Origin of the sequence: Micromonospora sp. NPDC047762 (genome assembly GCF_043204655.1) — a bacterium.
Taxonomy (GTDB): Bacteria; Actinomycetota; Actinomycetes; order Mycobacteriales; family Micromonosporaceae; genus Micromonospora.
On record NZ_JBIDCQ010000004.1, the window covers coordinates 333,162 to 356,647 of the forward strand.

Genomic DNA, 23,486 nt, shown 5'->3' on the forward strand with positions numbered 1-23,486 from the left:
CCCGGGGACCGCGCAGGCGGCCTCGAGGAAGGGAGACAGAGATGGTGGAGTCCACTCCGCACGAGGTGACCGCGTTGTACGGCGGCCCGGCCACCCGACGGGTCCGCACCCGCGACCTGATGGCCGCCAAGGAGCGCGGCGAGCGCTGGCCAATGCTCACCTCGTACGACCAGTACACGGCGTCGATCTTCGACCAGGCCGGTGTTCCGGTGCTGCTGGTCGGCGATTCGGCCGCGAACAACGTGTTCGGCTACGAGACCACCCTGCCGATCACCGCCGACGAGCTGCTGCCGCTGGTCCGGGCCGTGGTGCGGGCGACCCGGCAGGCGCTGGTCGTCGGTGACCTGCCGTTCGGCTCGTACGAGGAGGGCCCGGCCCAGGCGCTGCGCACCGCCGTCCGGTTCATGAAGGAGGGTGGCTGTCACGCGGTGAAGTTGGAGGGTGGCCGCCGTAACGCCGCGCAGATTGCCGCGATCGTCGATGCCGGCATCCCGGTGATGGCGCACATCGGATTCACCCCGCAGAGCGAGCACACCCTGGGTGGCTACCGCGTGCAGGGTCGCGGCGACGCCGCCGACGAGGTGCTGGCCGACGCACGGGCGGTGGCGGAGGCGGGCGCGTTCGCTGTGGTGCTGGAGATGGTGCCCGGCGAGGTGGCCAAGCGGATCACCCACGAGCTGCCGATCCCCACCGTGGGCATCGGCGCGGGCCCGGACACCGACGCGCAGGTGCTGGTCTGGCAGGACATGGCCGGGCTGCGGACGGGCAGGGCGCCGCGCTTCGTGAAGCGGTACGCGGATCTGGCCGGTGCTCTCACCGACGCCACCCGCCGTTTCGCCGACGAGGTCCGCGGCGGCGAGTTCCCCGCCGCCGAACACACCTTCTAGTACCGACGAGGGTCGGGGTGCTCCCGCGCCGGGGCACCCCGCCGCTCGGGGTCAGAGGTCGGTGACGCGGATACCGGCGTGCGCCTTGTAGCGCTTGTTGATCGCGATCAGGTTGGCGGTGAACGCCTCGATCTGGTGGGCGTTGCGCAGCCGCCCGGCGTAGATGCCCCGCATGCCGGGGATCCGGGCGGCGAGCGCGCCCACGATGTCGACCAGCTCACGGTCCTCGGTGCAGATCAGCACGTCCAGGTCGATCCGGTCGACCTCGGGGTCGGCCAGCAGCGGGGCGCTGACGTGGTTGAACGCGGCGCAGACCCGCGAGTCGGGCAGCAGCGCGGCGGCCTGCTGCACGGCGCTGCCCTCGGCGACGGTCAGCGCGTACGGGCCCTGCTTGTCGAAGCCGAGCGGGTTGACGCAGTCGACGACGATCCGGCCGGCGAGCGGCTCGGCGAGGGCGGCGACGGTGGCGGCGTGCCCGTCCCACGGCACCGCGATGATCACCACGTCGCTGCGTCGGGCCACCTCGTCGTTGGCAGCGCCGGTGACGCTGCCGCCGGTCGGCACCCCGGGCAGGGCGGCGATCTCGGCAGCGGACTCGGCGGCCCGCTCAGCCGATCGGGATCCGATCAGCACCGTCTGGCCGGCCCGCGCGAACCGGTAGGCGAGGCCCCGCCCCTGGTCGCCGGTGCCGCCGATGATGCCGACCGTCAGCCCGGACACGTCGGGCAGCGTGCTCGCGTCGTATGCCATGGCCTCATCCTCGCAAACCGCCCGGCCCGTCAGCAGCGCCGAGCCCTGTGAGAATCCCCGCTGCCGTGAGCGACAGCGCCGCCGAGGACGAGCCACGGCGGGCGAGAGCACCGCCGAGGACCGAGCCACGGCGGGCGACCGCGCCCACGGGGAGGATCGGGCCCGCGACGGCGGCCCGGTCAGGCCAGCTCGAACAGGACGGTACGGGCCGCCGGGTCGGCGGTGACCAGGCGTACCCGGACCCGTTCGCCGAGCGGCAGCTGGCCGAGGCAGCGGGCGCGGACCGGCGGGGCGTCCAGCGCGACGGTGCCACCGGGCGGTCGGGGCCGGGACTTGCCGTTGGGCGGGGCGTCGACGTCGAGGACGGCCGCGTCGAAGGTCTCGCCCACCCGGTGCTCCAGCACCGCCGCCTCGGCCAATTCGACGGCGCCGCGAGCCGCCGCCGAGGCGACCCGGTCGGTGCTCGCCATGACCTCGGGCAGTCGGGGCAACGCGGCGCGGGCCCAGTCGGGCACCGCCTGGCCGGCGTGCAGAGCCAGGCAGACCTCGGTGGCGTACCGGTCGGCCAGCCGCCGCAACGGTGCCGTCACGTGGGCGTACGCGGCCGCCACGCCACCGTGCTCCGGATGCTCCGGCAGCTCCCCGTCGAAGGCGGTGTACGCGGCACCGCGCATCAGCTCCGCCGCCTGGTCGATGAACGCGGCGGCGCGCGGCTGGGCGGCGTCCAGACCGGCGATGACCTGACCCGGGCCCACGTCGTCCGGCCAGTGCACGCCCAGCGGCGCGGCGGCGGCCCGGAGCCGCTGCACCGCTTCCGGCTTGGGCGCCGGCATCGTCCGCAGCAGACCCACCCGGCCGGCCAGCATGATGTCGGCGGCGGCCATTCCGGTCAGCAGGGAGATCTGCGCGTTGTGCTCTTCCATCGGCACCGGCGCGCGCAGCACCAGCCGCCAGCCCTCACCGTCGGGTTCCAGGTCCTGCTCGGGCAGCGGCAGGTTGATGGCGCCCCGGCTCAGCCCACGGGCGGTCAGCCGGTCGCCGATCTCCGGTAGCAGCGCGATCGGGTCGGGTAGCCGCCCGGCCTCGGCTGCCGCCTGCACCCCGGTGTAGTCGAGTTTGGCGCGGCTGCGGACCAGGGCGCGTTCCAGCTCGACGGCGACGGTGCCGCCGTCGGCGTCCAGGTCGATGGTCCAGAGCACCGCGGCCCGGTCGTCGTCGGGCAGCAGGCTGGCCGCACCCTCGCTGAGGGTGCGCGGGTGCAGCGGCACGTTGCCGTCGGGCAGGTAGATGGTCTGCCCCCGCCGCCAGGTCTCCGCCTCCAACGCCCCACCCGGGGTGACGTGCGCGGCGACGTCGGCTATCGCGTACCGCACCCGGTAGCCGCCACCGGGGCGGCGGGCGAGGTGCATCGCCTGGTCCAGGTCCCGCGAGGTGGCGGGGTCGACAGTGACGAACGGTATGTCGGTGCGGTCGACGGGCGGCTGCGGCGGTGCCGCAGCCGCCTCGTCGGCTTCACGCTGGGCGTCGGCCGGGAACTCCTCGGGCAGGCCGAGCTCGCGGCGCAACGCGCCGAAGTCGATGCGGGGCGCGAGTACGCGTCGGATGACCACGGGTCAATCCTGACAGCGCCACGGGTGATCCGCTTCCGGTGACCGGCCGGAAATCCGCCCGCTCAGGGGATGCTCCGCGCTCAGCCGGTCGCCTTGCGGGCGGCGCTGCGGGCCCCCCTGGGGGCGGTGGCTCGGGCGGCGACCGGGCGGGCCGGCGACTTGCGGGCGGTCACCTTGCGGGCCGGGGCCTTGGCCGCGACGGTCTTCTTCGCCGGTGCCTTCTTCGCCGCCGCCTTACGGGCAGTGGTCGACGAGGTACCCGACGCCTTCGCGGCCGGGGCCTTCTTGGCCGGAGCCTTGCGGGCGCCGCCGCTGGGGCGGGTCGACGCGGTCTTCTTCGCCGCCGCCGTCTTCTTCGTCGCTGTCTTCTTGGCGGCGGACGCCGTGGTCGCCACCTTCCGCGCCGGGGCCTTCGCCGCGCTGGTGGTCCTGCGCGCCGGGGCCTTCGCCGCGGTGGTGGTCCTGCGCGCCGGGGCCTTCGCCGCGGTGGTGGTCTTGCGCGCCGAGGCCTTCGCGGCGGTGGTGGTCTTCTTCGCCGCGCTCGCTGTCTTCTTCGCCGCGCCTGTGGTCTTCTTCGCGGCGGTGGTCGTCTTGCGCGCGGTGGACGCCGGGGCCCGCTTGGCGGCGGCGGTCGTCTTGCGGGTGGTGGTCGAGGCCTTCGCGGGGGCCTTCTTGGCCGCTGCTGTGGTCTTGGTCGTGGTCTTCTTCGCGGGGGCCTTCGTGGCCGCCGTGGTGGTCTTCCTGGCCGGGGCGCGGCCCGCCCCGCCGGCGGCCTTGCGGGCCGGTGCCTTCGCGGCAGCCGTGGTGGACTTGCGCACGGGGGTGGTCCGGCTCGCCGCGGTGTTCCGCTCCGCCGCGGCGGTCTTCTTCGCGGTGGTGCGTCGGGCGGCCGGGCGCTTGGTGGCCTGCTGTGCTTCGGCCATCGTGGTTCCCTCCTTGGGGGACGTGCTCTCGCGTGCGTCCTCGCGGAGCACGAAAACCTCGGCGCGAGCCGTCCCGCGCCGCCTATCTGTCGTCCCCGGCCCAACGAGCGTCCTCGGCATCCCACGCCTCGTTCCGCTCCTGCACTCGTTGCAGGGCGTTCTCCGCGTCGGCCGCCGAGTCGTACGGACCGAGAACGTGCTTCGCCGGACACACGTTGGAGTCCGTCTCGACCCGGTGATGCCGGGTGCACCAGTAGAACTGCCCACCACGTCCGCTGTCGCTCATGGGAATCACTGTGCACCGCGAACCGGCCGGCCGCCACCGGATCGCACAAGTCGCCGACGATCTCCACAGTAGATATGCATTGCGTTCGTCGGGCCGAAATGGCGAAACGCGTGGGACTGGAACACCAGAAGATGCGCAGGTGAGCCCCGCTGTGGGCACCTCTATGATCGCGGGATGGCGATACCGGACTACATCCTGGGGTTGCGCAAGCACGTCGGCCACGACCTGCTCTGGCTGCCGAGCGTCAGCGCGGTGGTCCGCAACAAGGCCGGTGAGCTGCTGCTCGGTCAACGCGCCGACGACGGGCGGTGGTCGGTGATCAGCGGTTTCGTCGAGCCGGGCGAGCAGCCGGCCACCGCGCTGGTCCGCGAGGTGCGCGAGGAGACGGGCGTGGACGTGGCGCCGGTGCGGATGTCCAGCGCCGTGTCGCACCCGCACACGTACCCGAACGGGGACCGCTGTGAATACCTGAACATGGGGTTCCTGTGCCGGGCGATCGGCGGCACCGCCCGGGTCAACGACGACGAGTCGTTGGCCGTGCGGTGGTTCCCGTTGGACCGGCTGCCCGAGCTGGACAAGCACGCCCTGCTGGTCATCGCGTACGCGTTGCGCGAGAAGCAGGTGGCCGGTTACCTGGAGCCGGGTACGACGTGGGACGACGTACCCGACTGAGGTTCACGCCGGGGTCGGCGCGAGGGCGACCGGCTCGGCGGGGGCCGATCGGGCCGCCCGGATGGTGTACGCGAGCGCGTACGGTGTGCAGGCCAGGTAGAGCATGGGTTCCGCCCGCACCTCGTTGATGACGATGTGGAAGATCTCCCACGAGATGGTGGGTCGGGGCAGGCTGATGTTCCATTCCGTCCAGGTGGCGAGGAGCCACAGCGGTGAGGAGATCCAGTCGACGCCGCCCAGTGGCGTCGGACTGCTGACGGGGCCGGCGCGACGGCCCGCCGCGATGACGTCGACGACGGCGAGAATCACCGCGAGGTCGGCGGCGGCGAGTGCGCCGAGGATGCCCACCCACCAGGCCACCCGGAGGCGGTTGCGGGAGGCGAGGCTCGCCGCGGCCCAGAGGGCCAGCGTCAGGCCGGCCAACCAGAGCAGCAGCCCGGGTACGAAGGTGACCGGGTGGTCCGGGGAGATGGCAGAGAGGAACACGACACCGACCGCGCCGATGGGAAGCACCACGCCGAGCGCGATGCGTAGCGGGCCGTCGAGTGCGGTGTGCCGGGCCCAGCGCGCGGCGAACACCGCCAGCAGCACCGCCAACCCGATGGTGAGTGCCGTCCAGATCGGCTTCTGCACCCGCTGGGACCAGTCCTGGGTCACCATCCGCTCGATCGGCATGAGGGCGAAGGCACTGGCGAGCACGATTCCGACGCAGGCGATCGGGGAGAGCAGCAAGGCGGCGGCGGTGCGACCGATCCGACCGCGTATCAGGCGGCGGTCGACGATCGGGGCGCCGGTCCGACTGGCGGCCAGGCTCACCGCGAAGCCCAGCATCCTCGTCCGGTGACCGCTCTTTGCCAGTACGTGCAGCTCGGCGGCCCACTCGCGGCGCAGGTCGTCGCGAACCTCGGCCGGCCAGCGGCGCGCGGCCAACTCCAACAGCAGCTCGGCGGCCCGGCGGGTCACCACGCCGGTGCTCCGGTGGGCTCGGTGCCGCCCCACGAGCGACGGCCGTCGGGGATAGCGGCCCGCAGGTCGGCGAGCGCCTGGCGGGCCTGCGTCACCCCGACGGCGGTCAGTCGGTAGTAGCGGCGGGCCGGCCGCCCGGCCGCGACGGGATCGATCGCCTCCCAGTCGGCGGCCAGCCAGCCGGCCCCCTGCAACCGGTGCAGCACCGGGTAGAGGGTGCCGCTGGGCAGGCCGGTCAATCGCATCAGGTCGAGCCCGTAGCGCTGCTCGTCGGGGTCGGCGAGCAGCGCCGCGAGCACCTTCGCGACCGGAATGGTCATCCGCATCCGACCACTGTATCGGAACTCTACATAGGGGTGGGTACCCGTTCGACGGGAATCCACAGCTCGGCGTCCGCCTGGGTTCCGTCCGCCGACACCCGGACCCGGGAGATCTCCGGTCCAGGTCGGCTGCGGTACGGGTTGGACGGAAACCACTGGGTGAACACGTCACGCCACAGGAACTGCACCGCCTGCGGAAACGCGCCGGAGGTGGTGAACACCGCCCACGACCCCGCCTGCACCGGCAGTGCGTCCAGGTCCTCCGGCGGCTCGGTGCCGGTCACCACCCCGTGCCAGTAGTCGAGCTCGGTGCCCTCCTGCCGACTGTCGGCGAGGTTGTCACTGACGTTGACGATCCCCTTCGGTTCCTGATCGGAGAGCGCCTCGATCCGCTCGGTCGTCTCCTTGTCGATGCTCCTGATGAACGCGACGATCGCCGGGTTCATCCCCTCGTGCACCAGCGGGACCCGGGCCTTGCGCCCCACCAGTGCGAACGCGTCCTTGTCGACGATCCGGTACTCCATGCTGCCGCTCCCTTCGACTGTGAGTCGGAAGGACATCCGGGGCTGGGCACGCAGCGCTGCCCCCGTACGCCGAGCTTCTCCGGGCCCCACGCCGTGCACGGCGTGGAACGCCCGGGCGAACGCCTCCGCCGAGCCGTAGCCGTAGTGCACAGCGACGTCGAGCAACGTCCGCTCCCCCGCCAGCACGTCCGCACCGGCGACGGTGAGCCGACGCCGACGGATGTACTCCGACAGCGGCATTCCGGCCAACGCGGAGAACAGCCGCCGGAAGTGGTACTCCGACGTCAGCGCGATCCGCGCCAGCTCCGCCACCTCGATCTTCCGGTCGAGGTGACGCTCGATGTACGTCATGGCCTCGTTGAGCCGATCCAGCACCCGGGCCTCCTTCCCTTTCGAACACCGACGTTAGGTCGCGGGGTCGGTCGCCCACCCGACATCCGATGCCCGCATCGGTCGGGTGCGGCCACAGCGACCGCCGTGTCGTAGCCTGGCGGACTTCGCTTCCCGAGGAGGTCGACGTGGCCGAGTACCCGCAGAACGTCGTGCAGCGCTTCCACGGCACCCCCGAACAGGTCGACGCCGGCCTGGTGGGCGAGCCACCGCGGACGTGGGAGTCCGTCGTCATCGAGGAGTACGACCCGTCCTGGGCGCAGCGGTTCGTCAACGTCCGGTCGTCGCTCACCGAGGCGCTCGGTGATCTGATCATCGGGGTGGAACACGTCGGATCGACGGCGGTGCCGGGGCTCGCCGCCAAGCCCGTCATCGATGTCGACCTCGTCATCGAGGACACCGCCGACGAGGCCACCTATCTCCCCGCCCTGGAACGGCTCGGGTACCGGCTTGTCCTTCGGGAACCCTGGTGGCACGGGCACCGGATGCTGCTCAGCCCCGCCGAGGACGTCAACCTGCACGTCTGGCCGCAGGGTGCTCCGGAACCGGTCCGGCACCAGCTTTTCCGCGACTGGCTGCGCTCGCATCCGGACGACCGGGAGCGGTACGCCGCGACCAAGCGCCGCCTCGTGCGGGACACCGCGCACCGGCCCCGCGACTACAGCCTCGCGAAGAACGACGTCATCGACGAGATCTACGCGCGCATCTTCGCCGGCTCGGACGCCGAGGTCGAGCAGGAGGGCCGAACGTCCCGGGCCGAGGGTTGATAATCCTGGCGGTCACTCTGCCGGACAAAGGGGTCGTCGATGGCGCGCTGGCACTGGGTCGTCGGGGTTGTGGCGGTGTCGATGCTTGCTGGTTGTGACACCGACGCGAACGCCACTGTCGACGCCGCGCTACCCCGCGGTGAGAGCCTCGGCGAGCTGCGTCAGCAGGCACGGGAGGCTCTGGCCCGATACGACCAGGCGGTCGTCGACGCAGGCGGCGCTGGCGCCGTCACCCCGACACCACCACCATGGAACTCCCCGCCGGGCATCGCCATCGAGTCGGCGACCACAAGCGGGGCCGGTACGCAGTTGGCCGTCGACTTCACCGGCGCCTTCGGGCCGGCGACCGGACGCTGTGGCGCCGACTACCACGCGGAGTCGGTCGAGTCGGCCAACGCCGTCGTGGTCATCGTCATCGCGCAGCACCACAACAGCGGCGAGGTGTGCCCCCTTCTGGGCTCCCCGCGAAACGCGACCCTCAACCTGGCACAGCCGCTGGGCAAGCGAGCGGTCCTCGACGTACGCCAAGGGCAACCGGTCCCGCTCACCCTCGGGTGAGGCGCGCCGTCTGATCAGCGCGGCGGCTGCTGCATCATGAGCCAGGTGGGTACGGGCTCCGGCAGGAAGCTCATCACCTCCCAGCCGGCCCGGCGGTACAACTCGACGTTGCCCGGCTTGCTGGTCTCCAGGATCGCCGGCAGGCCGTCGGCGGCAGCGCGGTCCAGCCCGGCCCGCATCACGGCACGACCCCAACCGCGTCCGGCGTTGTCCGGGTGGGTGCCCAGGACACCGAGGTACCAGAACGGGAACGCCGGCAGGGCGTCGTGCACGATGTCGTCGTAGCCCTGCACGCGGGCCAGCACGTCGGCCGGGTACGGAGAAACCTCCGGCACCCCGTGCGCAGCGGCCGGCCCGGCAGCCGTGCCGGCAGCCGGCTGCCCGGTCGGCGGGTCCCAGAGGGCGACCGACGCACCCCCGCCGATCGTCCAGATCGACTTCTGGTGCACCCGCTTGTCGAAGAGGTGCCCGAAGAAGGCGGCGCAGTACCGGGGATAGGTCTCCTCATCGGGGAACAGCCACCGCAGGATCGGATCCTTGACGAACGCGGCGACGAGCGTGTCGACAACTCTGGCGCGGTCGGCGGGCGTGGCAATGGTGATCTCGGGCGTCGTCACAGCAGTCGACACTAGTCGGGAAGAGCGCCTTGACCCTGACACGGTGGCGGACCGGAGACTGGTCGCATGGACCTCGATGACTACCGGAAACACTCCACGTACAGCGACCCGGGTCGGCACAGCGGGCTCCTCGATGCCGTGGCGACCGACTTTCCCACCGTGGCGGCGACCGCCCGCAACGTGATCGTTCACTACCGGGCCGGTGGCGTCGAGTTGCCCGACGATCGGCTCGACGAGGTGAACTGCCGCTGGGTGGACCGCATCCTCGACACTGACCAGTCCCGCTTTCCGCTGCCCCTCGCGGCGGAGCGTCCGGCCGTCGACCGCGTGGCGGGCTGCTGTCGGGACCACACGCTGCTCTCGGTCGCGGTGCTGCGTCAGCACGGCATTCCCAGCCGCAGCCGGGTCGGTTTCGCCTCGTACTTCGCGCCCGACTGGCACCACGACCACGTGCTGGTGGAGTACTGGAACGGCGACCGGTGGGTCTGGGCCGACCCGGAGCTCGACCCAGCCGGCGACTGGGGGTTCGACGGCTACGACATCGACCCGAAGGCAGGGCTCTTCGACTCGGCGGCGCGGGTGTGGTCGGCGTACCGGGCCGGGACGATCGACCCCGAGCGCTACGGCGTCAGCCCGGAGCTGCCGATCCGAGGCGACTGGTTCATCCACGACTACGTCCTGATCGAGCTGGCCCACCGGCAGAAGGACGAACTGCTGCTCTGGGACCGCTTCGGCGCGATGACCGAGGACATCACCACCGCCGACCTCACGCTCGTGGACGAGATCGCCGCGTTGTTGCTCGCCGCCGACGACGGCGACGAGACCGCGGATAAGGCCCTCGCCGACCGGTACGCCAGCGACGCCCGGCTCCGCCCCGGCCCGCAGGTGCACAGCATCTCGCCGGTCTCCGGCACCGTGAGCACTGTCGATCTGCGCGTCAGCCGAAGGTGAAGGCGTACGCGGCCGCCCCGGGTTCGTCGAACGTGATCTCCAGGGTCCGCTCACCGACCGCGTCGTCCTGGCGGACGAGCTGGTAGAGCCGGCCGTCCTGGAGTACGCCGTTGCCGTTCTCGTCGACGTCGACGCCGTGTGACGGGCCGGGAGGGTCGCCGTCGAGCAGCACGCGGAACGGGATCGGCCCTCCCGCCCCGGGGGCCAGCACGAGATGCGCGTCGCGGGCGTGGAATCGGAAGGCGATGCCGCCGCCGGCCTGGTCCAGCACGACGTTCTCCGACCCGATCGTCCACTCTCCTGCCAGCGCCCACTGGTTCAGGCCGAGGCTCTCCGGCACCTGGTAGGCGCGACGTTCGTCGAGCGCCGGGCCGTTCGGCGACGCGAAGTGTTCGCCTCGGCTGAAACCGAGGTACGTCTCGGGCGTCCGCAGGTTGTTCCAGTCGGCTTCCGCCTCCGGACCGAGCCCGTTGACGGGTACGGGTTCGCGCTCGATACCGAGCAGTTGCTGGAGCACCCGTTCGGACTGCTCGTAGCGTCCCTCGCCGAAGTGCTCGTCGCGGATGACGCCGTCGGTGTCGACGAAGTAGAGCGCCGGCCAGTAGTGGTTGTCGAAGGCGCTCCAGATCGCGTAGTCGTTGTCGACCGCCACCGGGTAGTCGATCGATCGGGCCGCCACCGCCCGCCGCACCCAGTCGACCTCGTGCTCGAAGCCGAACTCCGGGGTGTGCACCCCGATGACCACCAGCCCGTCATCGCGGTATGCCTGCGACCAGGCACGCACGTACGGCTCCTGGCGCAGCCAGTTGATGCAGGTCAGCGTCCAGAAGTTGACCAGGACGACGCGTCCGCCCAGGTCGGCGGGGCCGAGTGGCTCGGAGTTGAGCCACTCGGCCGCCCCGTTGAGCGGGGGCAGGTGCACGGCCATCTAGCGCAGCGACCGGAAGGCGGTGCGAAGCTCTTCGGAGAAGACCTTCGGCTGTTCCCAGGCTGCGAAGTGCCCGCCCACGTCGAGCTTGTTGTAGTAGATGAGATTCGAGTACGCCTGTTCGGCCCAGCTCTGTGGCGCCTCGTACAGCTCGTCGGGGAAGACGCTCACGGCGACCGGAACCTTCACGCCCTTGGCGGCGAAGAACGAGAGTTTGTTCTCCGCGTACAGACGGGACGCGGAGACCGCGGTGTTCGTCAACCAGTAGAGCGAGATGTTGTCGAGGATGTCGTCGCGGGTGAGGCCCGCTTTGGCCCCGTCGAACACCTGCGAGATCAGGGCCAGACTCTTCGCGTCGTGGTCGAGCAGGAAGGACGCCAGGCCGACCGGAGAATCGGCCAGCCCGGTCAGCGTCTGCGGACGTGTCGCCATCATGAGGGCGTACGCGACGTGTTTCCAGACGAAGTTGGCTTCCTCGGCGGCACGCATCTCGTCGTCGGAGAGCCCTGACGGCAGCGAGCCCATGGCGTTGTTCGCACCGGTGGTGTCGCCCTGGAACAACAGGTCGATCTCGGGTGGGATCGCACCGGGCATGTTGGTGTGGATGCCGAGCAGTTCCGGAGGCGCCTGGATGCCCATCTGGTCGACGATGACCGCACCCCAGTCGCCGCCCTGCGCGACGAACCGGTTGTAGCCGAGCCGCTTCATCAGCTCCGTCCAGGCGGTCGCGATCTTCTGCGGGTTCCATCCCGACTCGGTCGGCTTGCCGGAGAAGCCGTGGCCGGGCAGCGACGGAATCACCAGGTGGAAGGCGTCCGACGCGCTCGCGCCGTGCTTGGTGGGGTCGGTGAGCGGCTCAATGATCTTCATCTGCTCGATCACCGAGCCCGGCCACCCGTGGGTGACGATGAGCGGCATCGCGTCCTCGTGCTTCGAGCGCACGTGGATGAAGTGGATGTCCACCCCGTCGATGGTGGTCATGAACTGCGGTACGGCGTTCAGCCGCGCCTCGACCTTGCGCCAGTCGTACTCTTTCTCCCAATAGCGGGCGACGGCCTGAATCGTCGCGAGTGGCACGCCCTGTGACTGGTCGTTCACCGTTTCCTTGTCCGGCCAGCGAGTGGCCTTGATGCGCCTCTTCAGGTCATCAAGGTCGGCCTGAGGAATGTCGACCGAGAACGGTCGAATCTCCGTGGTGCCCGGACGAGTCTTGGTTTTGACAGCCATGCGTGTTTCCTCTCCGTCTAGGTTTGCGCCTCGCGAGGAGAAATCATGGGGTGAAGGCTCTGCCCGGACTTATGTGCCAATGGGATTGGGCACGCCGCCGCCATATCTCGGAGCCTAGAACGACGGACCTGCCGCTCGTGGCGATACGAGCAGCCCTCTCATTGGTGCGGTCCAGGGGCCGCGACGGCCTTTTCGGCGGCTCGGCTGACCTGCTCCCAACCCGCCCAGGTGTCCATCCGCCGACGGGAGATGTCGAACGCCAGGTCGTACACCATGCTCCCGAGCAGGAGCCGCAGCGGTGGATCCTCGCTGTCGACCAGGAGCAGCAGCGCCTCGGCGGCCAGCCGGGGTTCGCTGTCGATCGAGCCTTCCGCCCACTGGCGCTCCAGCTCGGCGCGCAGTGGCGCGTAGGCGTCCATCGGGGTGGTGGCGCTCAGACTGGTGTAGAGGTCGGTCCAGTAGCCGCCCGGCTGCACGATGCTGACGGTGACGTCGAAGGCCGCCGCCTCCATCGCCAGCGCCTCGCTCATGCCCTCCAGGGCGAACTTGCTCGCGCTGTAGAGGCCGGTACTCGGGAAGCCACCGAGCGCGGCGACGCTGGAGACCTGCACGATGTGGCCGGACCGCTGGGCGCGCAGGTGCGGCAGCACGGCCTGACCGACCCAGAGCGCGCCGAAGAAGTTGACCTCGAACTGGGCGCGCGCCTCGGCCTCGGTGAACTCCTCGATCATGCCCATGGACAGGGTGCCGGCGTTGTTGACGACGATGTCGAGCCGGCCGAAGTGCTCGACGGCGGTGTCCACGGCGGCGATGACCGCCGACCGGTCGGTCACGTCGAGGGTCAGGGCCAACAGCTTGTCCGCGTACTTCTCGTCGAAGTCGGCCTGGGCGATGGTCCGGGCGGCGGCGACCACCCGGTCACTCCGGTCGAGTGCGGCGTCGGCGAAGGCGCGGCCCAGGCCGCGGCTGGCACCGGTGATGAACCAGGTACGCATGCGCTTCTCCTCATTTCAAGACGAGACGGTCCGTCTCGCTTTGATCGAGGTTAGGCGCGCGACACGACCGCCGTCAAGACGAGACGGTTCGTCTCGTTAAGTGCTATCGTTCGGCCCATGACGCCCAACACGGCCCGGCGGCGGGAGACCTCCCGCCGCGCCATCCTCACCGCGGCATTCGACCTGCTCCAGGAGACGGGGTACGCGAAGCTCAGCATCGAGGGCATCGCCGCGCGGGCCGGCGTCGGCAAACAGACCATCTACCGCTGGTGGCCGTCGAAGGGCGCTGTCATCTTCGACGCCTTCCTCATGCTCAGCGAGGGTGCCGAGGGCGAGCCGCCGACGCTGCCGGACACCGGCGACCTGGCAGCCGACCTGACAGTGGTGCTCCGCGCCACGGTCGAGGAGATGAACGATCCCCGGTACGAGCAACCGATGCGCGCCCTGGCCACCGAGATCGCGCTCGACCCCGAGCTGGCGGCCGCCTACGCCGAGCGGTTGGACGGGCCGCTGAAGGAGGCCAAACGGCAACGCCTGCGCAGCGCCCAGCAGGCCGGGCAACTCGCCGACGACATCGACCTTGACGTGGCGGTGGACCTCATCTGGGGACCGTTGTTCAGCCGATGGCTGCAGCGCAGCGGACCGCTCACCGCCGAGTACGCCGACCTCGTCGTCACCACCGCCCTCGACGGGTTGCGCCCCCGCCCATGACAACCGCCTGACGGGTGCGTTGCGGTGGCTCACGCGGCCGCATCAATCATCATCGCGGGAGCCCGTCGAGGCCAGCGCCACGCGACCGCGTTGGCGGCCCAGTACGCGGAGCGCGGGGATCGTGACCAGATTCAGCGCGAGCACGACGATGAACGGCGCGCTGTGGTGGAGCGTGAACAGTGTGCCGAAGAGGATGGGGCCGCCGATCTCGGCTGCCATGAACGAGTACTGCCACACGGCCAGGTAGTCGCCCCGTTCCGCCTCGGGTGCCATGTTGCTGACGATGGCGACCGATGTCGGCGCATGGAGGATCTCGGCGAGACTGAACGCGAGGACCGCCGCAGCGAGAGGAGCGACCGCGAACGGAAGCGCCGAGGATGCCGCGAACGCCAGCAGCGCGCAGCCCGCAGCCCATGTGACGGCCGCGGTCCGCAGCACGGCGAACGGTTCGCGGCGACCCGCTTGGCGGGCGCCGATGATGCCGAAGCCAGAGATGAGCAGCGCATTCCCGACCAGCACGACGGAGCTGACCCATCCCGGGCCGTCCAGCGCCGTGTTCATGACCACCGGCACAGTCAGGCCCAGGAGGAGCGTCGAGATCGCGAAGACGACGTTTGTCGAAAGCAGACCGAGAAAACGCCCGTCACGCAGCACCGTCCCCTGAGCGTGCGCTGCGCCGGCAACCCGTGCGCGCGCTCGCGACCGTGCGACAGGCAGCATGAGCAGGACGGATGCCGCCAGACAGCCGGCGGCGAGGAGTGCGAGCACGATATAGACCCGCGTGCCCGGGACCGTCAGCGCGACGCCGGTGATGATCCCGCCTGCCGCAATCCCCGCGGTGCGGGCGATGTTCGCCAGCGCGAACCAGTGCTGCTGCCTGGGGCCGTCCTGCACATGATCAGCGAGCGCCGCGAAGATCGTCGACCAGAACAGCCGGCCGCCGATCGACATGATCGCAGTGACGACGAAGACGCTCAGCGGGTCTCGGGCGAGGGAATAGCCGAGATAGGCGAGCGCCTGAATGCCTTGCGCGGCGAGGACGAGTCGGCGTGCACCGTATCTGTCGGCCAAGCGGCCGGCCACGGCGGGCACCGGCACGGACGTGAAACCCGCGAGCCCCACGAGAACGCCCAGCATGCTCAGGCGGATGTCGGTGAGCTCGACGAAGAACACCAGCGAGAGCGGCAGGAACAGTCCGCTTCCGATGGAAACGAACACAAGAGAAGCAGTAAGCGACGCGTCAATAGCGCGCCGCCCGGAGTGGACAGACATTCAAGACCTTCGCGAAAGAGGTGAGCAGGGGCAGCATCCATCGCCCGCGCGCCTCAAAGACCCGCGGGAGCTAGCCCTGTCTCACGTCCATCGCGAACTTCACGGCCACGACTGTACCCACGCGCAAGCCACTCAACGTCAGCGCCCGACTGCTTACATCACCCCGTCGACAACCTGATGGCCAGCAACACCCGCCGAGCACGCCGACCAGGTCGTCACCACCGCCCTCGACGGACTACGCCTCCGCCGGCACGGCGACTGATCCGCCGTCCCGCCCTTCAGGGCACACCCGTTTCACCGCTCCTTCAACGGGCGGCGACCCCGCAGACCCAGCGAGTGACCGCCTTTGCGATGCCTCAGCCTGGTGCGGCAATATCAGGCGCCGTGACGGCACCAGGCATGGAACCCGAGAACGACACCCCGGCCAGCACGCCCCGGTCGAATCGGCGGGTCCGGCACTGGCTGGCCGGTGCTGGCATCACCGCCCTGGCCGCCACCCTCGGCATCACCCTCGTCGTGCGCGGGGGCGCCACCCCGGCCTGCGCCGCGCCGCCGTCGGGCAACGCCGTCCACAAGGGAAAGGCCAGCTTCTACGACGCGGGCCGCTCGGGCGGCAACTGCTCCTTCCCGGGCCCACCGGCGGACCGGCTCTACGTGGCCCTCGGCGCATCCCAGTACTCCGGATCGGCGGCCTGCGGCAGTTACCTTGAGGTGAGCGGCCCGAAGGGCAAGGTCCGGGTGATGGTGATGGACCAGTGCGGCGGCTGCGGGCCCAGCAAGATCGACCTGTCCACCGAGGCGTTCAGCAGGATCGCGGACCGGTCTCAGGGCATCGCGTCGGTGACGTACCGGGCGGTGGTGAACCCACCGCTCGACGGAGGGCTCACCTTCCGGATGAAGGGCGGTGCCTCGACATACTGGTTCGCGGTGCAGGTCGGCAACCACGGCAACCCACTGCGCTCGGTCGAGGCGAAAGGGTCGGGCGGCGGCTTCCGCAAGGCCGCCCGGCAGAGCGACAACCACTGGGCCATCGAGGGCGGGATCGGCCCCGGGCCTTACAGCATCAGGGTCACCGACGTGTACGGACGCCAGGCGACCGCCACCGGCATCCGCCTGGTCACCAAGCAGGTGCAACGCAGCACGGCCACCCTCGCCAGCGCCTCCCCCACGCCCAGCAACTCACCCTCGGCCCCGCCGACCCCCAGCGCAGCGCCCTCACCGACTGCAACGGAATCGGTCGCACCCACGACGACGGTCGAAGCCCTCGCCGGTGCCGCGCCACTCGACCGCCCCCGCTGCTGAACGTCTGCACGGTCAGGTAGCCCACCGCCTTGCCGTCGGTCGAGCCCGGACGACCGTTGATCCACTCGGCTTTCAGGAAGTCGGCCCTTCCCCAGCCGTCGGACACCCCAATTTCATGAGAGCCGAGTGGCAGGGCGAATCTGTCCACGACGTACGAACCCACTGCACCACGGCGTCCACACGGCGATGCTCGGTCGCTAGAGGTTCTTGCGCTGGCAGATCAACTACCGGTTCGTCGGGATGAGTGGTGGTGCGTGGCTGTACCGCTTGGACACGCTCAACCTGGCCCATGGCGCGGTGCCGGCTGACACCTTCCTCGGCGAACCGACCTGGTTCATCGACGAACGCGCGCACATCTGGTAGCTGCCACCGCCGGGCCCAGACCCTCATGCCCGCCGTACCATCCAGCGATGATTTCGGAGACCTTCGATGCGCGTGGCGGTCTCACCTACGTTGACCGCCTCGACTTCACCCAGGGCGACACGCTCAGGGCTGTCCGGCGAATGGTCTGGCCGACGGTGCGGCTGCACGCCGACGACAGCACGGTGACCTTCACGTCAAGTACCGGGTCGGACACCCTGGAGCACTTCTACGTCGCCGCGGTGGCCCACCATCCGTTTCACCGGCGGTTCCCGCTGCCGGCGACCGCCGTCGCCTTCGAGGTCGAGGAGCGCGACCAGGTCCTGCTCTTCTGGACCCCCCGCGTCGGCGCGGTCCTGCGGGCACTCGAGAAGCTGGGCTGGGACGCCGAACAGCCCGAGCCCTGGACTCCGTACGCCTGAACTGGTCGTCGCGCGGGTCCACGTCACAGTGCGCAGCGACGCCTGCCGGATGAGTACGGCAGGTGACGAAAGAGAGAAGGGACACCGTCCGAGGCCTGTTGACATGCGTTTCGAGCGAGTGACAGCGTTGTCATCGACTCATTTCCTCCATATGAGACGAGGAGCGCATCTTGCTCTATCGGAACTCACACCGTCGCCGCGCGACAGCAGCCGCAGCAGCGGGCATCCTCATCACGGGGCTGGCGCTCGCCCCGTCCGCGCCGGCCCAGGCGAGCCACCATCGGGCGCAGGACGACGCCGTACGCTCGGGTGACGCACGCTTCGAGGTGCTGTCCCCGACGCTGATCCGCACCGAGTACCAGAAGGACGGCAGGTTCACCGACGCCGCCACCTTCAACGCCATCGGGCGCGATGACTTCCCCCGTACGCGTTTCACGAAGCGCGTCGACCACGGCTGGCTCACCATCGACACCGGCGCGATGACGGTGCGGTACCGGGTCGGCTCGGGCGCGTTCACCGCCGACAACCTCACAGTGCAGCTCAAGGCCGGCAAGCAGACCGTGCAGGGCCAGCCGTGGGCCGGCCACACCGCCCCGGCCTGTGCGTTCGGCGCGCTCTGCGAGGCCGAATCGCTACAGCTCAACGGCCCCGGCGTGGCCACCGACCACAAGGGGTACACCGGGCGTGGTTTCGCTGCCGGTTTCGCCGCGGCCGGCGACTCGGTCACCTTCGCGCTCGACGCCCCGGCGGCCGGCACGAAGCAGCTCACCGTCCGCTACGCCAACAGCACCGGCGGCGACGGCCAGAACGTGGACCGCACCCTCACGGTTCGGGTCGACGGCGACGCCGGCCACACGCTGACGCTGCCGCCCACCGCCAACTGGGACACCTGGGGCCTGGCCACCGTGCCGGTCGACCTCACCGCCGGCCGACACGAGATCAGCGTCGTGCGGGGTCCCGACGACTCCGGCAACGTGAACGTCGACAGCCTCGCGGTGGTCAACCCGGGTGATCCGTTCCCGGCACCGACCCCGCCACAGCCGCAACCTCTGCGGTTCGGCACGCTGGGAGAGGCCGAGACCGGCGCGCTGACCGGCGGCGCGAGGCCCGCGAACGACCACAACGGCGCATCCGGTACGGGATTCCTGGCCGGCCTGGAGAGCACCACCTCCGCCGCCGCCCTCACCGTCACGGATGTTCCGTCCGCCGGTGACTACCAGGTGCAGATCCGCTACGCCAACGGTCAGGCCGGAGCCCAGCCGAGCCAGACGCGCACCATGTCGGTCACCGCGGGAACGGCCGCTCCGGTCACGGCGACCCTTCCGCCGACCAGCGGGTGGGACTACTGGAACACCGTTTCCGTACCGGTCCACCTCGACCGGGGCACCAACACCGTGACGCTGGGCTGCCCCACGGACGCCAGCTGCAACGTCAACGTCGACACTGTCGCCGTCACGAGCACTGGCTCCCCACTGCTCGCCCCGCACGCGCCACTCGGCGGCTACCGCCGGGGCCTGGACGGCGTGACCGGCTCCGCGCTCACCGCCCCGGGCCTGCTCTACCAGGACGGCTGGTACCTGCTCGACGACTCGGCCTCGGCCCTGAGCACCACCAAGCCCCGGCCGGCGCCCGAGCAGGACGGCTACGTCTTCGCGTACGGGCAGGACTTCACCCGTGGCCTGAAGGACCTGTCGACCCTGACCGGGCCCACGAAGCTGCTGCCCAAGTGGGCGTACGGGGTGTGGTACTCCGAGTACTACGACCGCACCGCCACCGAATTCCAGGAGCTGGTGGCCCGGGCGAAGGCCGAAGGCGTACCCCTTGATGTTCTTGTTCTCGACACGGACGTCAAGGCGCCGGACAAGTGGAACGGCTGGAGCATCGACCCCACCCGCATCCCCGACCCGAAGGCGTTCTTCGACTGGGCCAGGAAGCAGGGTCTGCACACCGGCATCAACATCCACCCCAGCATCCTCGGCTCGGACCCGAAGTTCGCCCAGGCGCAGGCCACCGCGAAGGGCAAGCTCCAGCGCGTCGGCTGCAACGGCGGCCCCGACTGCTACGCGTTCGACTTCGGCGACCCCGACCAGCTCACTGCGTACATGCAGCTGCACGACGGAATGATCCCCAAGGGCAGCAAGGGCCCGGACCTGTGGTGGCTGGACTGGTGCTGCGACAACACGACGTCGTCGCTCGCCGGCGTCACCGGTGACGCGTGGATCAACCAGCAGTACGCCGACAAGACCGGCTTCGCCTTCTCCCGGGCGTACGGCTCGTTGCAGGCCGGCGGCTACAGCAGCCCGACCCCGGTGCCGACCGGGCCGTGGGCCGACAAGCGCACCACGTTGCACTTCACCGGCGACACCACCTCCGACTGGTCGACCCTCCAGATGGAGGTCGGCTACACGCCGGGCGAGTCGGCCGCGACCGGGCTCGCCGCGGTCAGCCACGACATCGGCGGGCACACCGGCGGCCTCCAGGAGCCGGGCAGCGAACCGGGCAGCACCAAGCTGCCCGACGACCTCTACGCCCGGTGGGTCCAGTTCGGCACGTTCCAGCCCATCGACCGGCTGCACTCCAACCACAGCGACCGGCTGCCCTGGCAGTACGGCCCGGAGGCCAACAAGTCGGCCAAGAAGTTCCTCAACCTGCGCAAGGAACTACAGCCGTACACCTACGCCGCCGCCAAGGAGGCCACCCGCACGGGTACGCCCATCGTCCGCTCGATGTACCTCGCGTACCCGCATGAGCAGGCCGCGTACGCCACCGCCGGTTCCCAGTACCTCTACGGCCCGGACTACCTGGTGGCACCCGTGACCACGCCCGGCACCACCGCCACCACGTCGGTGTGGTTCCCGCCGGGCGACAACTGGACGGACATCTTCACCGGGAAGACGTACCGGGGCGGCACCACGCAGAACATCACCACCACGCTGGACACCATGCCGGTGTTCAAGAAGCACTGACGTTCCACGGATCCGAACGCCGGCCGGGTGGGGGCAACCCACCCGGCCGGCGTCCTCTGGTTCAACGCCGGTGGGACCGACGGGCCCGCGACAACCAGCCGAGGAACCTGGCGTGCAGCGCCGGCAGGTCCGGGCGCAGCCCCAGGCCGTACATGTCATCGGTCGCCTCCTGCATCGACGCCGCCAGGTAGAACGCCAACGCGATCGAATGACCGTAGAACTCGGTCACGAGCGCGAGCTGAGCCGGGCCGCACGGCCAGGGCGCGGCGCAGTTGCGGCACAGCCACGCCGGGCGCATCGGCAGGTGCGGGATCATCCGACCCGCACCGGACGTCGGCGGCGTCTGGCCGGCAGGGCCCGCATCCGCACGCCTGCGCGCCGCACGGACAACTCGCGGTGCGCGACCGCGTCGCCCGCCGCGTTCAGCTGGTAACCCTCAATCCAAACCCAACCGTGGTACGTGTGCCGCTCGGGCAACTCGCGAATGACGCGTACGAAGATGAGGCGCAGAAACTGCAAACTCGCCGCCGTGGTCAGGTGTCTCGGGTTCCCGGCCTTCAGGGGCTTCTCGGGTTTGTCGTCGGGCACTGTCTCCCCTTGGTGCCGTTGGGAAGGGGCCGCTCCCGTGAGTGCTCGCCTGTCGGGAGCGGCCCCGCTGCGAACGCGACCACCGGATCTCGTGGGCCTGCCAGCCGCGCCGCCTGGTGACACTCTGCTGTGGAGACCACTACGCTCGGAAGGTGCTTCCGGCGTCCGGGCCAGAGCTGGCAGAACAGGCTCCAGACGTGTGGCACGTCGGGTAGTCGATCTTTGAGTTGAGGGGCGTTGAATGGCTGACGTACCGAGTCCCCTCGCGGACTTCATCGTGAGCGAGATCCGCCGCGCTCGTGGAGCGTCCGGGATGACACAAGATTCGTTCGGCCGGGCAGCGGGCTTCAGCGCCTCACATGTCAGCGCCGTGGAAAGCGGCACCCGAGCACTGACGATGGACTTCATCCGGGGAGCCGACCGCGCCTTCAACAACGACGGATTGTTCGGACGCCTGGTGGTGAAACTCGGCGCGCCGTCGTGGTTTCTGCCGTGGCTGGACGCCGAGCGCGGGGCCCGACAGCTTCGTCTCTTCGAGCCACTACTGATCCCGGGCCTGCTTCAAACCGAGAACTACGCCCGCGTCGTGATGCGCCTGAACGACCTCATGTCGGCCACCGAGGTCGACCAACAGGTAAGCGCCCGGATGAGCCGACACAAGATCCTCACCGGTGACAGCCCACCGCAGGTGGTAGCAGTGCTGGATGAGTCCACGCTCCGCCGCGCGGGCGACGAGCACGCCGGCATCATGGCCGAGCAGGTCGCCCACCTCATCACCGTCGCCGAGCTGCCCCACGTCCACGTCCACGTGATCCCGGCGGGAGCTGGCCTCCACATCGGGCTGTCCGGGCCGTTCGCGCTGGCCCGGGCCGGCGACGGCGCCTGGGTCGGGCACCTCGAAAATCAGCTGGGCGGGATCGTGGTCGACACCGAAGATGGGCTACATACTCTTCAGACGAGGTGGGAGAACGTGAGGAACGAAGCACTCCCGCGCCGACAGTCCAACGAGCTGATGAAGGAAGTGCACAGCCATCATGGACCTCACTAACGCCATCTGGCGCAAGTCCCGACGCAGCGGATCGTCCGGAGGCAACTGCGTCGAGGTCGCCGACAACCTGCCCGGCGTCGTCGGTGTCCGGGACAGCAAGGATCCGTCCGGCCCGGCCCTGACCTTCGGTCCGGCGGCTTGGCGGGCGTTCGTCGCTCAGGCCGGCGCGCGGCCCTAAGCAAGGTCAAGCGCGCGAAGGGCTTTGCGCCGGGCCAAAGTGCCGCAACCGACCACGTCCCAGATCACCGCGCTGCTGCGCCGGCAATCCATCGACTTGCTGAAGGAAGTGTGAGAGCCCTCATGGACCTCAGTAACGCCAGATGGCGCAAGTCCAGCCGCAGCGGCGCGAGCGGCGGGAACTGCGTCGAGGTGGCAAGCAACCTGCCCGGCGCAGTGGCCGTCCGCGACTCGAAAGACATCGCCGGACCATCACTGACCTTCGCCCCGGCCGCTTGGGCTGCGTTCGTCTCGCAGCTCGCCAAGCGGCCGTTAACGACCCAGGCATATAGGAGCAATTAACTCTGTCCAAGGCGGGCGCGCTTCGGGTTGGGCTGATTGTGCTGTTGCTACCGCGGTTTAAACATGGCGATCACGATTAGGGCGAAGAAGGAGATCGCCAAGATCACCCAGCCGACGTTTATTGCGAGGTCGATTACCACGTCCCGGGTACCGGGAATCAGCAGAAGGATGACGATGCCAACTAGGAGCCCCCGCAGCGGTGAGGGCTTCCTCTTCCCGGTTTCGCTCTTCGATGTGCCCATCTCCGCATATCCTCCTAGGCGAACCGGCGTCGACGCGGCAGCAGACTTGTCGCGGAAATGACCGAGTGCAAGCATTTTGTAATTGGCGGTAGCATTCAGGACGCTAGCGGGTTTGGAGATCGCGAGTAGTACCGATACGCCGCCTTGACCTGACCCACCCAGAAGTCCATCTTCGCCCGCTTCGATGGGTTCCGTCCAAGTAACTTCATTCTGATCGCAAGTGCGTAGAACCCAGGACCTGCGTCGTTGGCATCGAGGTACCGCACTAGAGCAGAGATCATCAAATTCGTAGCGGGATAATTTCGCTCCACGATTAAGCCCAATAGGTGTCCCATAGCAGCTCGCTCGTCCTCACGGTCGAAATCGAAACCTGGGATCCCTGTTCGGTGCACCAACGTGGCGTTTAGCTCCGTATAGGTCGTAACATTTTCAAGCCGTGCACGTTGAACGATGAAGTCGAGCCCGGCTGTGGTCAGCCGTTCCCACGTCTCATCATCTCGGCCATACAACGACATGGACATCGCCTCCATCGTGGAGGCTAGTTGATGACTGCTCGCCTCGAAAGACCGCGTGGCAATGCAGGCACCGATATCGGCCAACAGTGGAGCCCAGGCAGCGGCAAGTCAGAAGCGTGGCAGTACCGACTCAGACCACCAAGCCCTCGTCCGGTAAGAGGCCTTCAGGC

The 23,486-nt window shown here is 69.6% G+C and carries 28 protein-coding genes; 13 read left to right on the forward strand and 15 right to left on the reverse strand.

Annotated features, from left to right (window positions below):
• The first annotated feature begins 41 nt into the window (after positions 1-41).
• Positions 42-887, forward strand: coding sequence for a 3-methyl-2-oxobutanoate hydroxymethyltransferase (gene panB / locus ACGF3C_RS15475; protein ID WP_357234478.1), 846 nt, complete (start codon positions 42-44; stop codon positions 885-887).
• Between the two features lie 51 nt (positions 888-938).
• Here panB and npdG read toward each other — a convergent pair whose 3' ends face one another.
• From npdG to ACGF3C_RS15495, 4 genes are all read right to left on the reverse strand, one after another.
• On the reverse strand, positions 939-1,637 hold the full coding sequence (npdG, locus tag ACGF3C_RS15480) for an NADPH-dependent F420 reductase (RefSeq protein WP_357234475.1): 699 nt from the start codon (positions 1,635-1,637) through the stop codon (positions 939-941).
• A gap of 179 nt (positions 1,638-1,816) precedes the next feature.
• Positions 1,817-3,247, reverse strand: coding sequence for an RNB domain-containing ribonuclease (locus ACGF3C_RS15485; protein ID WP_393222335.1), 1,431 nt, complete (start codon positions 3,245-3,247; stop codon positions 1,817-1,819).
• A gap of 80 nt (positions 3,248-3,327) precedes the next feature.
• Positions 3,328-4,170: a histone gene (locus ACGF3C_RS15490; protein ID WP_393222338.1), complete on the reverse strand. Its 843-nt coding sequence runs from the start codon at positions 4,168-4,170 to the stop codon at positions 3,328-3,330.
• An 82-nt stretch (positions 4,171-4,252) separates the two neighbouring features.
• Positions 4,253-4,456 carry a hypothetical protein gene (locus ACGF3C_RS15495; RefSeq protein ID WP_091409533.1) on the reverse strand — a complete coding sequence of 68 codons (204 nt, stop codon included), beginning with the start codon at positions 4,454-4,456 and terminating at the stop codon, positions 4,253-4,255.
• Positions 4,457-4,630: 174 nt separating this feature from the next.
• Here ACGF3C_RS15495 and ACGF3C_RS15500 point away from each other — a divergent pair, with 174 nt between their 5' ends.
• On the forward strand, positions 4,631-5,128 hold the full coding sequence (locus ACGF3C_RS15500) for an NUDIX domain-containing protein (protein ID WP_393222341.1): 498 nt from the start codon (positions 4,631-4,633) through the stop codon (positions 5,126-5,128).
• 3 nt (positions 5,129-5,131) lie between these two features.
• Here the strand turns inward: ACGF3C_RS15500 and ACGF3C_RS15505 are convergent, their stop codons facing one another.
• Genes ACGF3C_RS15505 through ACGF3C_RS15515 form a run of 3 tightly spaced genes read right to left on the reverse strand, consistent with a single transcriptional unit; the run spans position 5,132 to position 7,313 of the window.
• On the reverse strand, positions 5,132-6,094 hold the full coding sequence (locus ACGF3C_RS15505) for a hypothetical protein (RefSeq protein ID WP_393222344.1): 963 nt from the start codon (positions 6,092-6,094) through the stop codon (positions 5,132-5,134).
• A complete protein-coding gene (locus ACGF3C_RS15510) occupies positions 6,088-6,420 on the reverse strand; it encodes a helix-turn-helix transcriptional regulator (RefSeq protein WP_357222140.1) in 333 nt (110 codons plus the stop codon). Before ACGF3C_RS15510 ends, ACGF3C_RS15505 begins: the two co-directional genes overlap by 7 nt.
• A 20-nt stretch (positions 6,421-6,440) precedes the next feature.
• Entirely contained in the window at positions 6,441-7,313 is an 873-nt protein-coding gene (locus ACGF3C_RS15515) for an AraC family transcriptional regulator (RefSeq protein WP_357222142.1), read from the reverse strand.
• A gap of 143 nt (positions 7,314-7,456) precedes the next feature.
• Between ACGF3C_RS15515 and ACGF3C_RS15520 the strand changes: the two genes are divergently transcribed.
• On the forward strand, positions 7,457-8,095 hold the full coding sequence (locus tag ACGF3C_RS15520; RefSeq protein WP_357222144.1) for a GrpB family protein: 639 nt from the start codon (positions 7,457-7,459) through the stop codon (positions 8,093-8,095).
• A gap of 39 nt (positions 8,096-8,134) precedes the next feature.
• Positions 8,135-8,653: a hypothetical protein gene (locus ACGF3C_RS15525; protein ID WP_357222146.1), complete on the forward strand. Its 519-nt coding sequence runs from the start codon at positions 8,135-8,137 to the stop codon at positions 8,651-8,653.
• 14 nt (positions 8,654-8,667) lie between these two features.
• Here ACGF3C_RS15525 and ACGF3C_RS15530 read toward each other — a convergent pair whose 3' ends face one another.
• A complete protein-coding gene (locus ACGF3C_RS15530; protein ID WP_357222148.1) occupies positions 8,668-9,270 on the reverse strand; it encodes a GNAT family N-acetyltransferase in 603 nt (200 codons plus the stop codon).
• Between the two features lie 66 nt (positions 9,271-9,336).
• Here ACGF3C_RS15530 and ACGF3C_RS15535 point away from each other — a divergent pair, with 66 nt between their 5' ends.
• The gene (locus ACGF3C_RS15535; RefSeq protein ID WP_357222150.1) at positions 9,337-10,221 is read left to right on the forward strand and encodes a transglutaminase domain-containing protein; all 885 of its coding nucleotides are present in this window, start codon (positions 9,337-9,339) and stop codon (positions 10,219-10,221) included.
• On the opposite strand, the gene ACGF3C_RS15540 is transcribed toward ACGF3C_RS15535, so the two are convergent.
• The 3 genes from ACGF3C_RS15540 to ACGF3C_RS15550 form a co-directional block, all read right to left on the reverse strand.
• Positions 10,208-11,149, reverse strand: coding sequence for a redoxin domain-containing protein (locus ACGF3C_RS15540; protein ID WP_357222152.1), 942 nt, complete (start codon positions 11,147-11,149; stop codon positions 10,208-10,210). The two genes, ACGF3C_RS15535 and ACGF3C_RS15540, sit on opposite strands and share 14 nt — an antisense overlap.
• Positions 11,150-12,376, reverse strand: coding sequence for an epoxide hydrolase family protein (locus ACGF3C_RS15545; RefSeq protein ID WP_357222154.1), 1,227 nt, complete (start codon positions 12,374-12,376; stop codon positions 11,150-11,152).
• A gap of 158 nt (positions 12,377-12,534) precedes the next feature.
• Positions 12,535-13,371 (reverse strand): SDR family oxidoreductase, encoded by an 837-nt coding sequence (locus ACGF3C_RS15550; RefSeq protein WP_393222351.1) that lies wholly within the window; start codon positions 13,369-13,371, stop codon positions 12,535-12,537.
• A 117-nt stretch (positions 13,372-13,488) separates the two neighbouring features.
• Between ACGF3C_RS15550 and ACGF3C_RS15555 the strand changes: the two genes are divergently transcribed.
• Complete coding sequence (locus ACGF3C_RS15555; RefSeq protein ID WP_357222159.1) at positions 13,489-14,082, forward strand: TetR/AcrR family transcriptional regulator; 594 nt, start codon at positions 13,489-13,491, stop codon at positions 14,080-14,082.
• Between the two features lie 42 nt (positions 14,083-14,124).
• On the opposite strand, the gene ACGF3C_RS15560 is transcribed toward ACGF3C_RS15555, so the two are convergent.
• The gene (locus tag ACGF3C_RS15560) at positions 14,125-15,354 is read right to left on the reverse strand and encodes an MFS transporter (protein ID WP_357222161.1); all 1,230 of its coding nucleotides are present in this window, start codon (positions 15,352-15,354) and stop codon (positions 14,125-14,127) included.
• Between the two features lie 399 nt (positions 15,355-15,753).
• Here ACGF3C_RS15560 and ACGF3C_RS15565 point away from each other — a divergent pair, with 399 nt between their 5' ends.
• The 4 genes from ACGF3C_RS15565 to ACGF3C_RS15580 all read left to right on the forward strand — a co-directional run bounded on the left by ACGF3C_RS15565 (position 15,754) and on the right by ACGF3C_RS15580 (position 20,404).
• The gene (locus ACGF3C_RS15565) at positions 15,754-16,656 is read left to right on the forward strand and encodes an expansin EXLX1 family cellulose-binding protein (RefSeq protein ID WP_393222355.1); all 903 of its coding nucleotides are present in this window, start codon (positions 15,754-15,756) and stop codon (positions 16,654-16,656) included.
• 207 nt (positions 16,657-16,863) lie between these two features.
• Positions 16,864-17,019, forward strand: a complete 156-nt coding sequence (locus ACGF3C_RS15570) for a hypothetical protein (RefSeq protein WP_393222358.1) — start codon at positions 16,864-16,866, stop codon at positions 17,017-17,019.
• 47 nt (positions 17,020-17,066) lie between these two features.
• On the forward strand, positions 17,067-17,438 hold the full coding sequence (locus ACGF3C_RS15575) for a hypothetical protein (RefSeq protein WP_393222361.1): 372 nt from the start codon (positions 17,067-17,069) through the stop codon (positions 17,436-17,438).
• 170 nt (positions 17,439-17,608) lie between these two features.
• Positions 17,609-20,404 (forward strand): TIM-barrel domain-containing protein, encoded by a 2,796-nt coding sequence (locus ACGF3C_RS15580; RefSeq protein WP_393222363.1) that lies wholly within the window; start codon positions 17,609-17,611, stop codon positions 20,402-20,404.
• 61 nt (positions 20,405-20,465) lie between these two features.
• Here ACGF3C_RS15580 and ACGF3C_RS15585 read toward each other — a convergent pair whose 3' ends face one another.
• Together ACGF3C_RS15585 and ACGF3C_RS15590 are read right to left on the reverse strand one after the other, a co-directional pair.
• Complete coding sequence (locus ACGF3C_RS15585; RefSeq protein WP_357194540.1) at positions 20,466-20,720, reverse strand: hypothetical protein; 255 nt, start codon at positions 20,718-20,720, stop codon at positions 20,466-20,468.
• Positions 20,717-20,992, reverse strand: coding sequence for a hypothetical protein (locus tag ACGF3C_RS15590; RefSeq protein ID WP_393222367.1), 276 nt, complete (start codon positions 20,990-20,992; stop codon positions 20,717-20,719). The genes ACGF3C_RS15585 and ACGF3C_RS15590 overlap by 4 nt, the downstream gene beginning before the upstream one ends.
• A 241-nt stretch (positions 20,993-21,233) precedes the next feature.
• Between ACGF3C_RS15590 and ACGF3C_RS15595 the strand changes: the two genes are divergently transcribed.
• The 3 genes from ACGF3C_RS15595 (at position 21,234) to ACGF3C_RS15605 (ending at position 22,559) form a co-directional block, all read left to right on the forward strand.
• Positions 21,234-22,040, forward strand: coding sequence for a helix-turn-helix transcriptional regulator (locus ACGF3C_RS15595; RefSeq protein ID WP_393222370.1), 807 nt, complete (start codon positions 21,234-21,236; stop codon positions 22,038-22,040).
• The gene (locus ACGF3C_RS15600) at positions 22,027-22,218 is read left to right on the forward strand and encodes a DUF397 domain-containing protein (protein ID WP_393222373.1); all 192 of its coding nucleotides are present in this window, start codon (positions 22,027-22,029) and stop codon (positions 22,216-22,218) included. Before ACGF3C_RS15595 ends, ACGF3C_RS15600 begins: the two co-directional genes overlap by 14 nt.
• 122 nt (positions 22,219-22,340) lie before the next feature.
• Complete coding sequence (locus ACGF3C_RS15605; protein ID WP_393222376.1) at positions 22,341-22,559, forward strand: DUF397 domain-containing protein; 219 nt, start codon at positions 22,341-22,343, stop codon at positions 22,557-22,559.
• A gap of 47 nt (positions 22,560-22,606) precedes the next feature.
• Here the strand turns inward: ACGF3C_RS15605 and ACGF3C_RS15610 are convergent, their stop codons facing one another.
• Positions 22,607-22,876 (reverse strand): hypothetical protein, encoded by a 270-nt coding sequence (locus ACGF3C_RS15610; protein WP_393222379.1) that lies wholly within the window; start codon positions 22,874-22,876, stop codon positions 22,607-22,609.
• Positions 22,877-23,486: the final 610 nt, after the last annotated feature.

Excerpts from the sequence above, each read along its gene's own strand:
- ACGF3C_RS15575 (WP_393222361.1), top strand. The coding sequence starts at position 17,067 with ATGATTTCGGAGACCTTCGATGCGCGTGGCGGTCTCACCTACGTTGAC.
- ACGF3C_RS15610 (WP_393222379.1), bottom strand. The coding sequence starts at position 22,876 with ATGCTTGCACTCGGTCATTTCCGCGACAAGTCTGCTGCCGCGTCGACG.
- ACGF3C_RS15545 (WP_357222154.1), bottom strand. The coding sequence starts at position 12,376 with ATGGCTGTCAAAACCAAGACTCGTCCGGGCACCACGGAGATTCGACCG.
- ACGF3C_RS15495 (WP_091409533.1), bottom strand. The coding sequence starts at position 4,456 with ATGAGCGACAGCGGACGTGGTGGGCAGTTCTACTGGTGCACCCGGCAT.
- ACGF3C_RS15490 (WP_393222338.1), bottom strand. The coding sequence starts at position 4,170 with ATGGCCGAAGCACAGCAGGCCACCAAGCGCCCGGCCGCCCGACGCACC.
- ACGF3C_RS15555 (WP_357222159.1), top strand. The coding sequence starts at position 13,489 with ATGACGCCCAACACGGCCCGGCGGCGGGAGACCTCCCGCCGCGCCATC.
- ACGF3C_RS15600 (WP_393222373.1), top strand. The coding sequence starts at position 22,027 with ATGGACCTCACTAACGCCATCTGGCGCAAGTCCCGACGCAGCGGATCG.
- ACGF3C_RS15595 (WP_393222370.1), top strand. The coding sequence starts at position 21,234 with ATGGCTGACGTACCGAGTCCCCTCGCGGACTTCATCGTGAGCGAGATC.
- ACGF3C_RS15550 (WP_393222351.1), bottom strand. The coding sequence starts at position 13,371 with ATGCGTACCTGGTTCATCACCGGTGCCAGCCGCGGCCTGGGCCGCGCC.
- ACGF3C_RS15540 (WP_357222152.1), bottom strand. The coding sequence starts at position 11,149 with ATGGCCGTGCACCTGCCCCCGCTCAACGGGGCGGCCGAGTGGCTCAAC.
- ACGF3C_RS15500 (WP_393222341.1), top strand. The coding sequence starts at position 4,631 with ATGGCGATACCGGACTACATCCTGGGGTTGCGCAAGCACGTCGGCCAC.
- ACGF3C_RS15525 (WP_357222146.1), top strand. The coding sequence starts at position 8,135 with ATGGCGCGCTGGCACTGGGTCGTCGGGGTTGTGGCGGTGTCGATGCTT.
- panB (WP_357234478.1), top strand. The coding sequence starts at position 42 with ATGGTGGAGTCCACTCCGCACGAGGTGACCGCGTTGTACGGCGGCCCG.
- ACGF3C_RS15565 (WP_393222355.1), top strand. The coding sequence starts at position 15,754 with ATGGAACCCGAGAACGACACCCCGGCCAGCACGCCCCGGTCGAATCGG.
- npdG (WP_357234475.1), bottom strand. The coding sequence starts at position 1,637 with ATGGCATACGACGCGAGCACGCTGCCCGACGTGTCCGGGCTGACGGTC.
- ACGF3C_RS15560 (WP_357222161.1), bottom strand. The coding sequence starts at position 15,354 with ATGTCTGTCCACTCCGGGCGGCGCGCTATTGACGCGTCGCTTACTGCT.
- ACGF3C_RS15605 (WP_393222376.1), top strand. The coding sequence starts at position 22,341 with ATGGACCTCAGTAACGCCAGATGGCGCAAGTCCAGCCGCAGCGGCGCG.
- ACGF3C_RS15510 (WP_357222140.1), bottom strand. The coding sequence starts at position 6,420 with ATGCGGATGACCATTCCGGTCGCGAAGGTGCTCGCGGCGCTGCTCGCC.
- ACGF3C_RS15535 (WP_357222150.1), top strand. The coding sequence starts at position 9,337 with ATGGACCTCGATGACTACCGGAAACACTCCACGTACAGCGACCCGGGT.
- ACGF3C_RS15585 (WP_357194540.1), bottom strand. The coding sequence starts at position 20,720 with ATGATCCCGCACCTGCCGATGCGCCCGGCGTGGCTGTGCCGCAACTGC.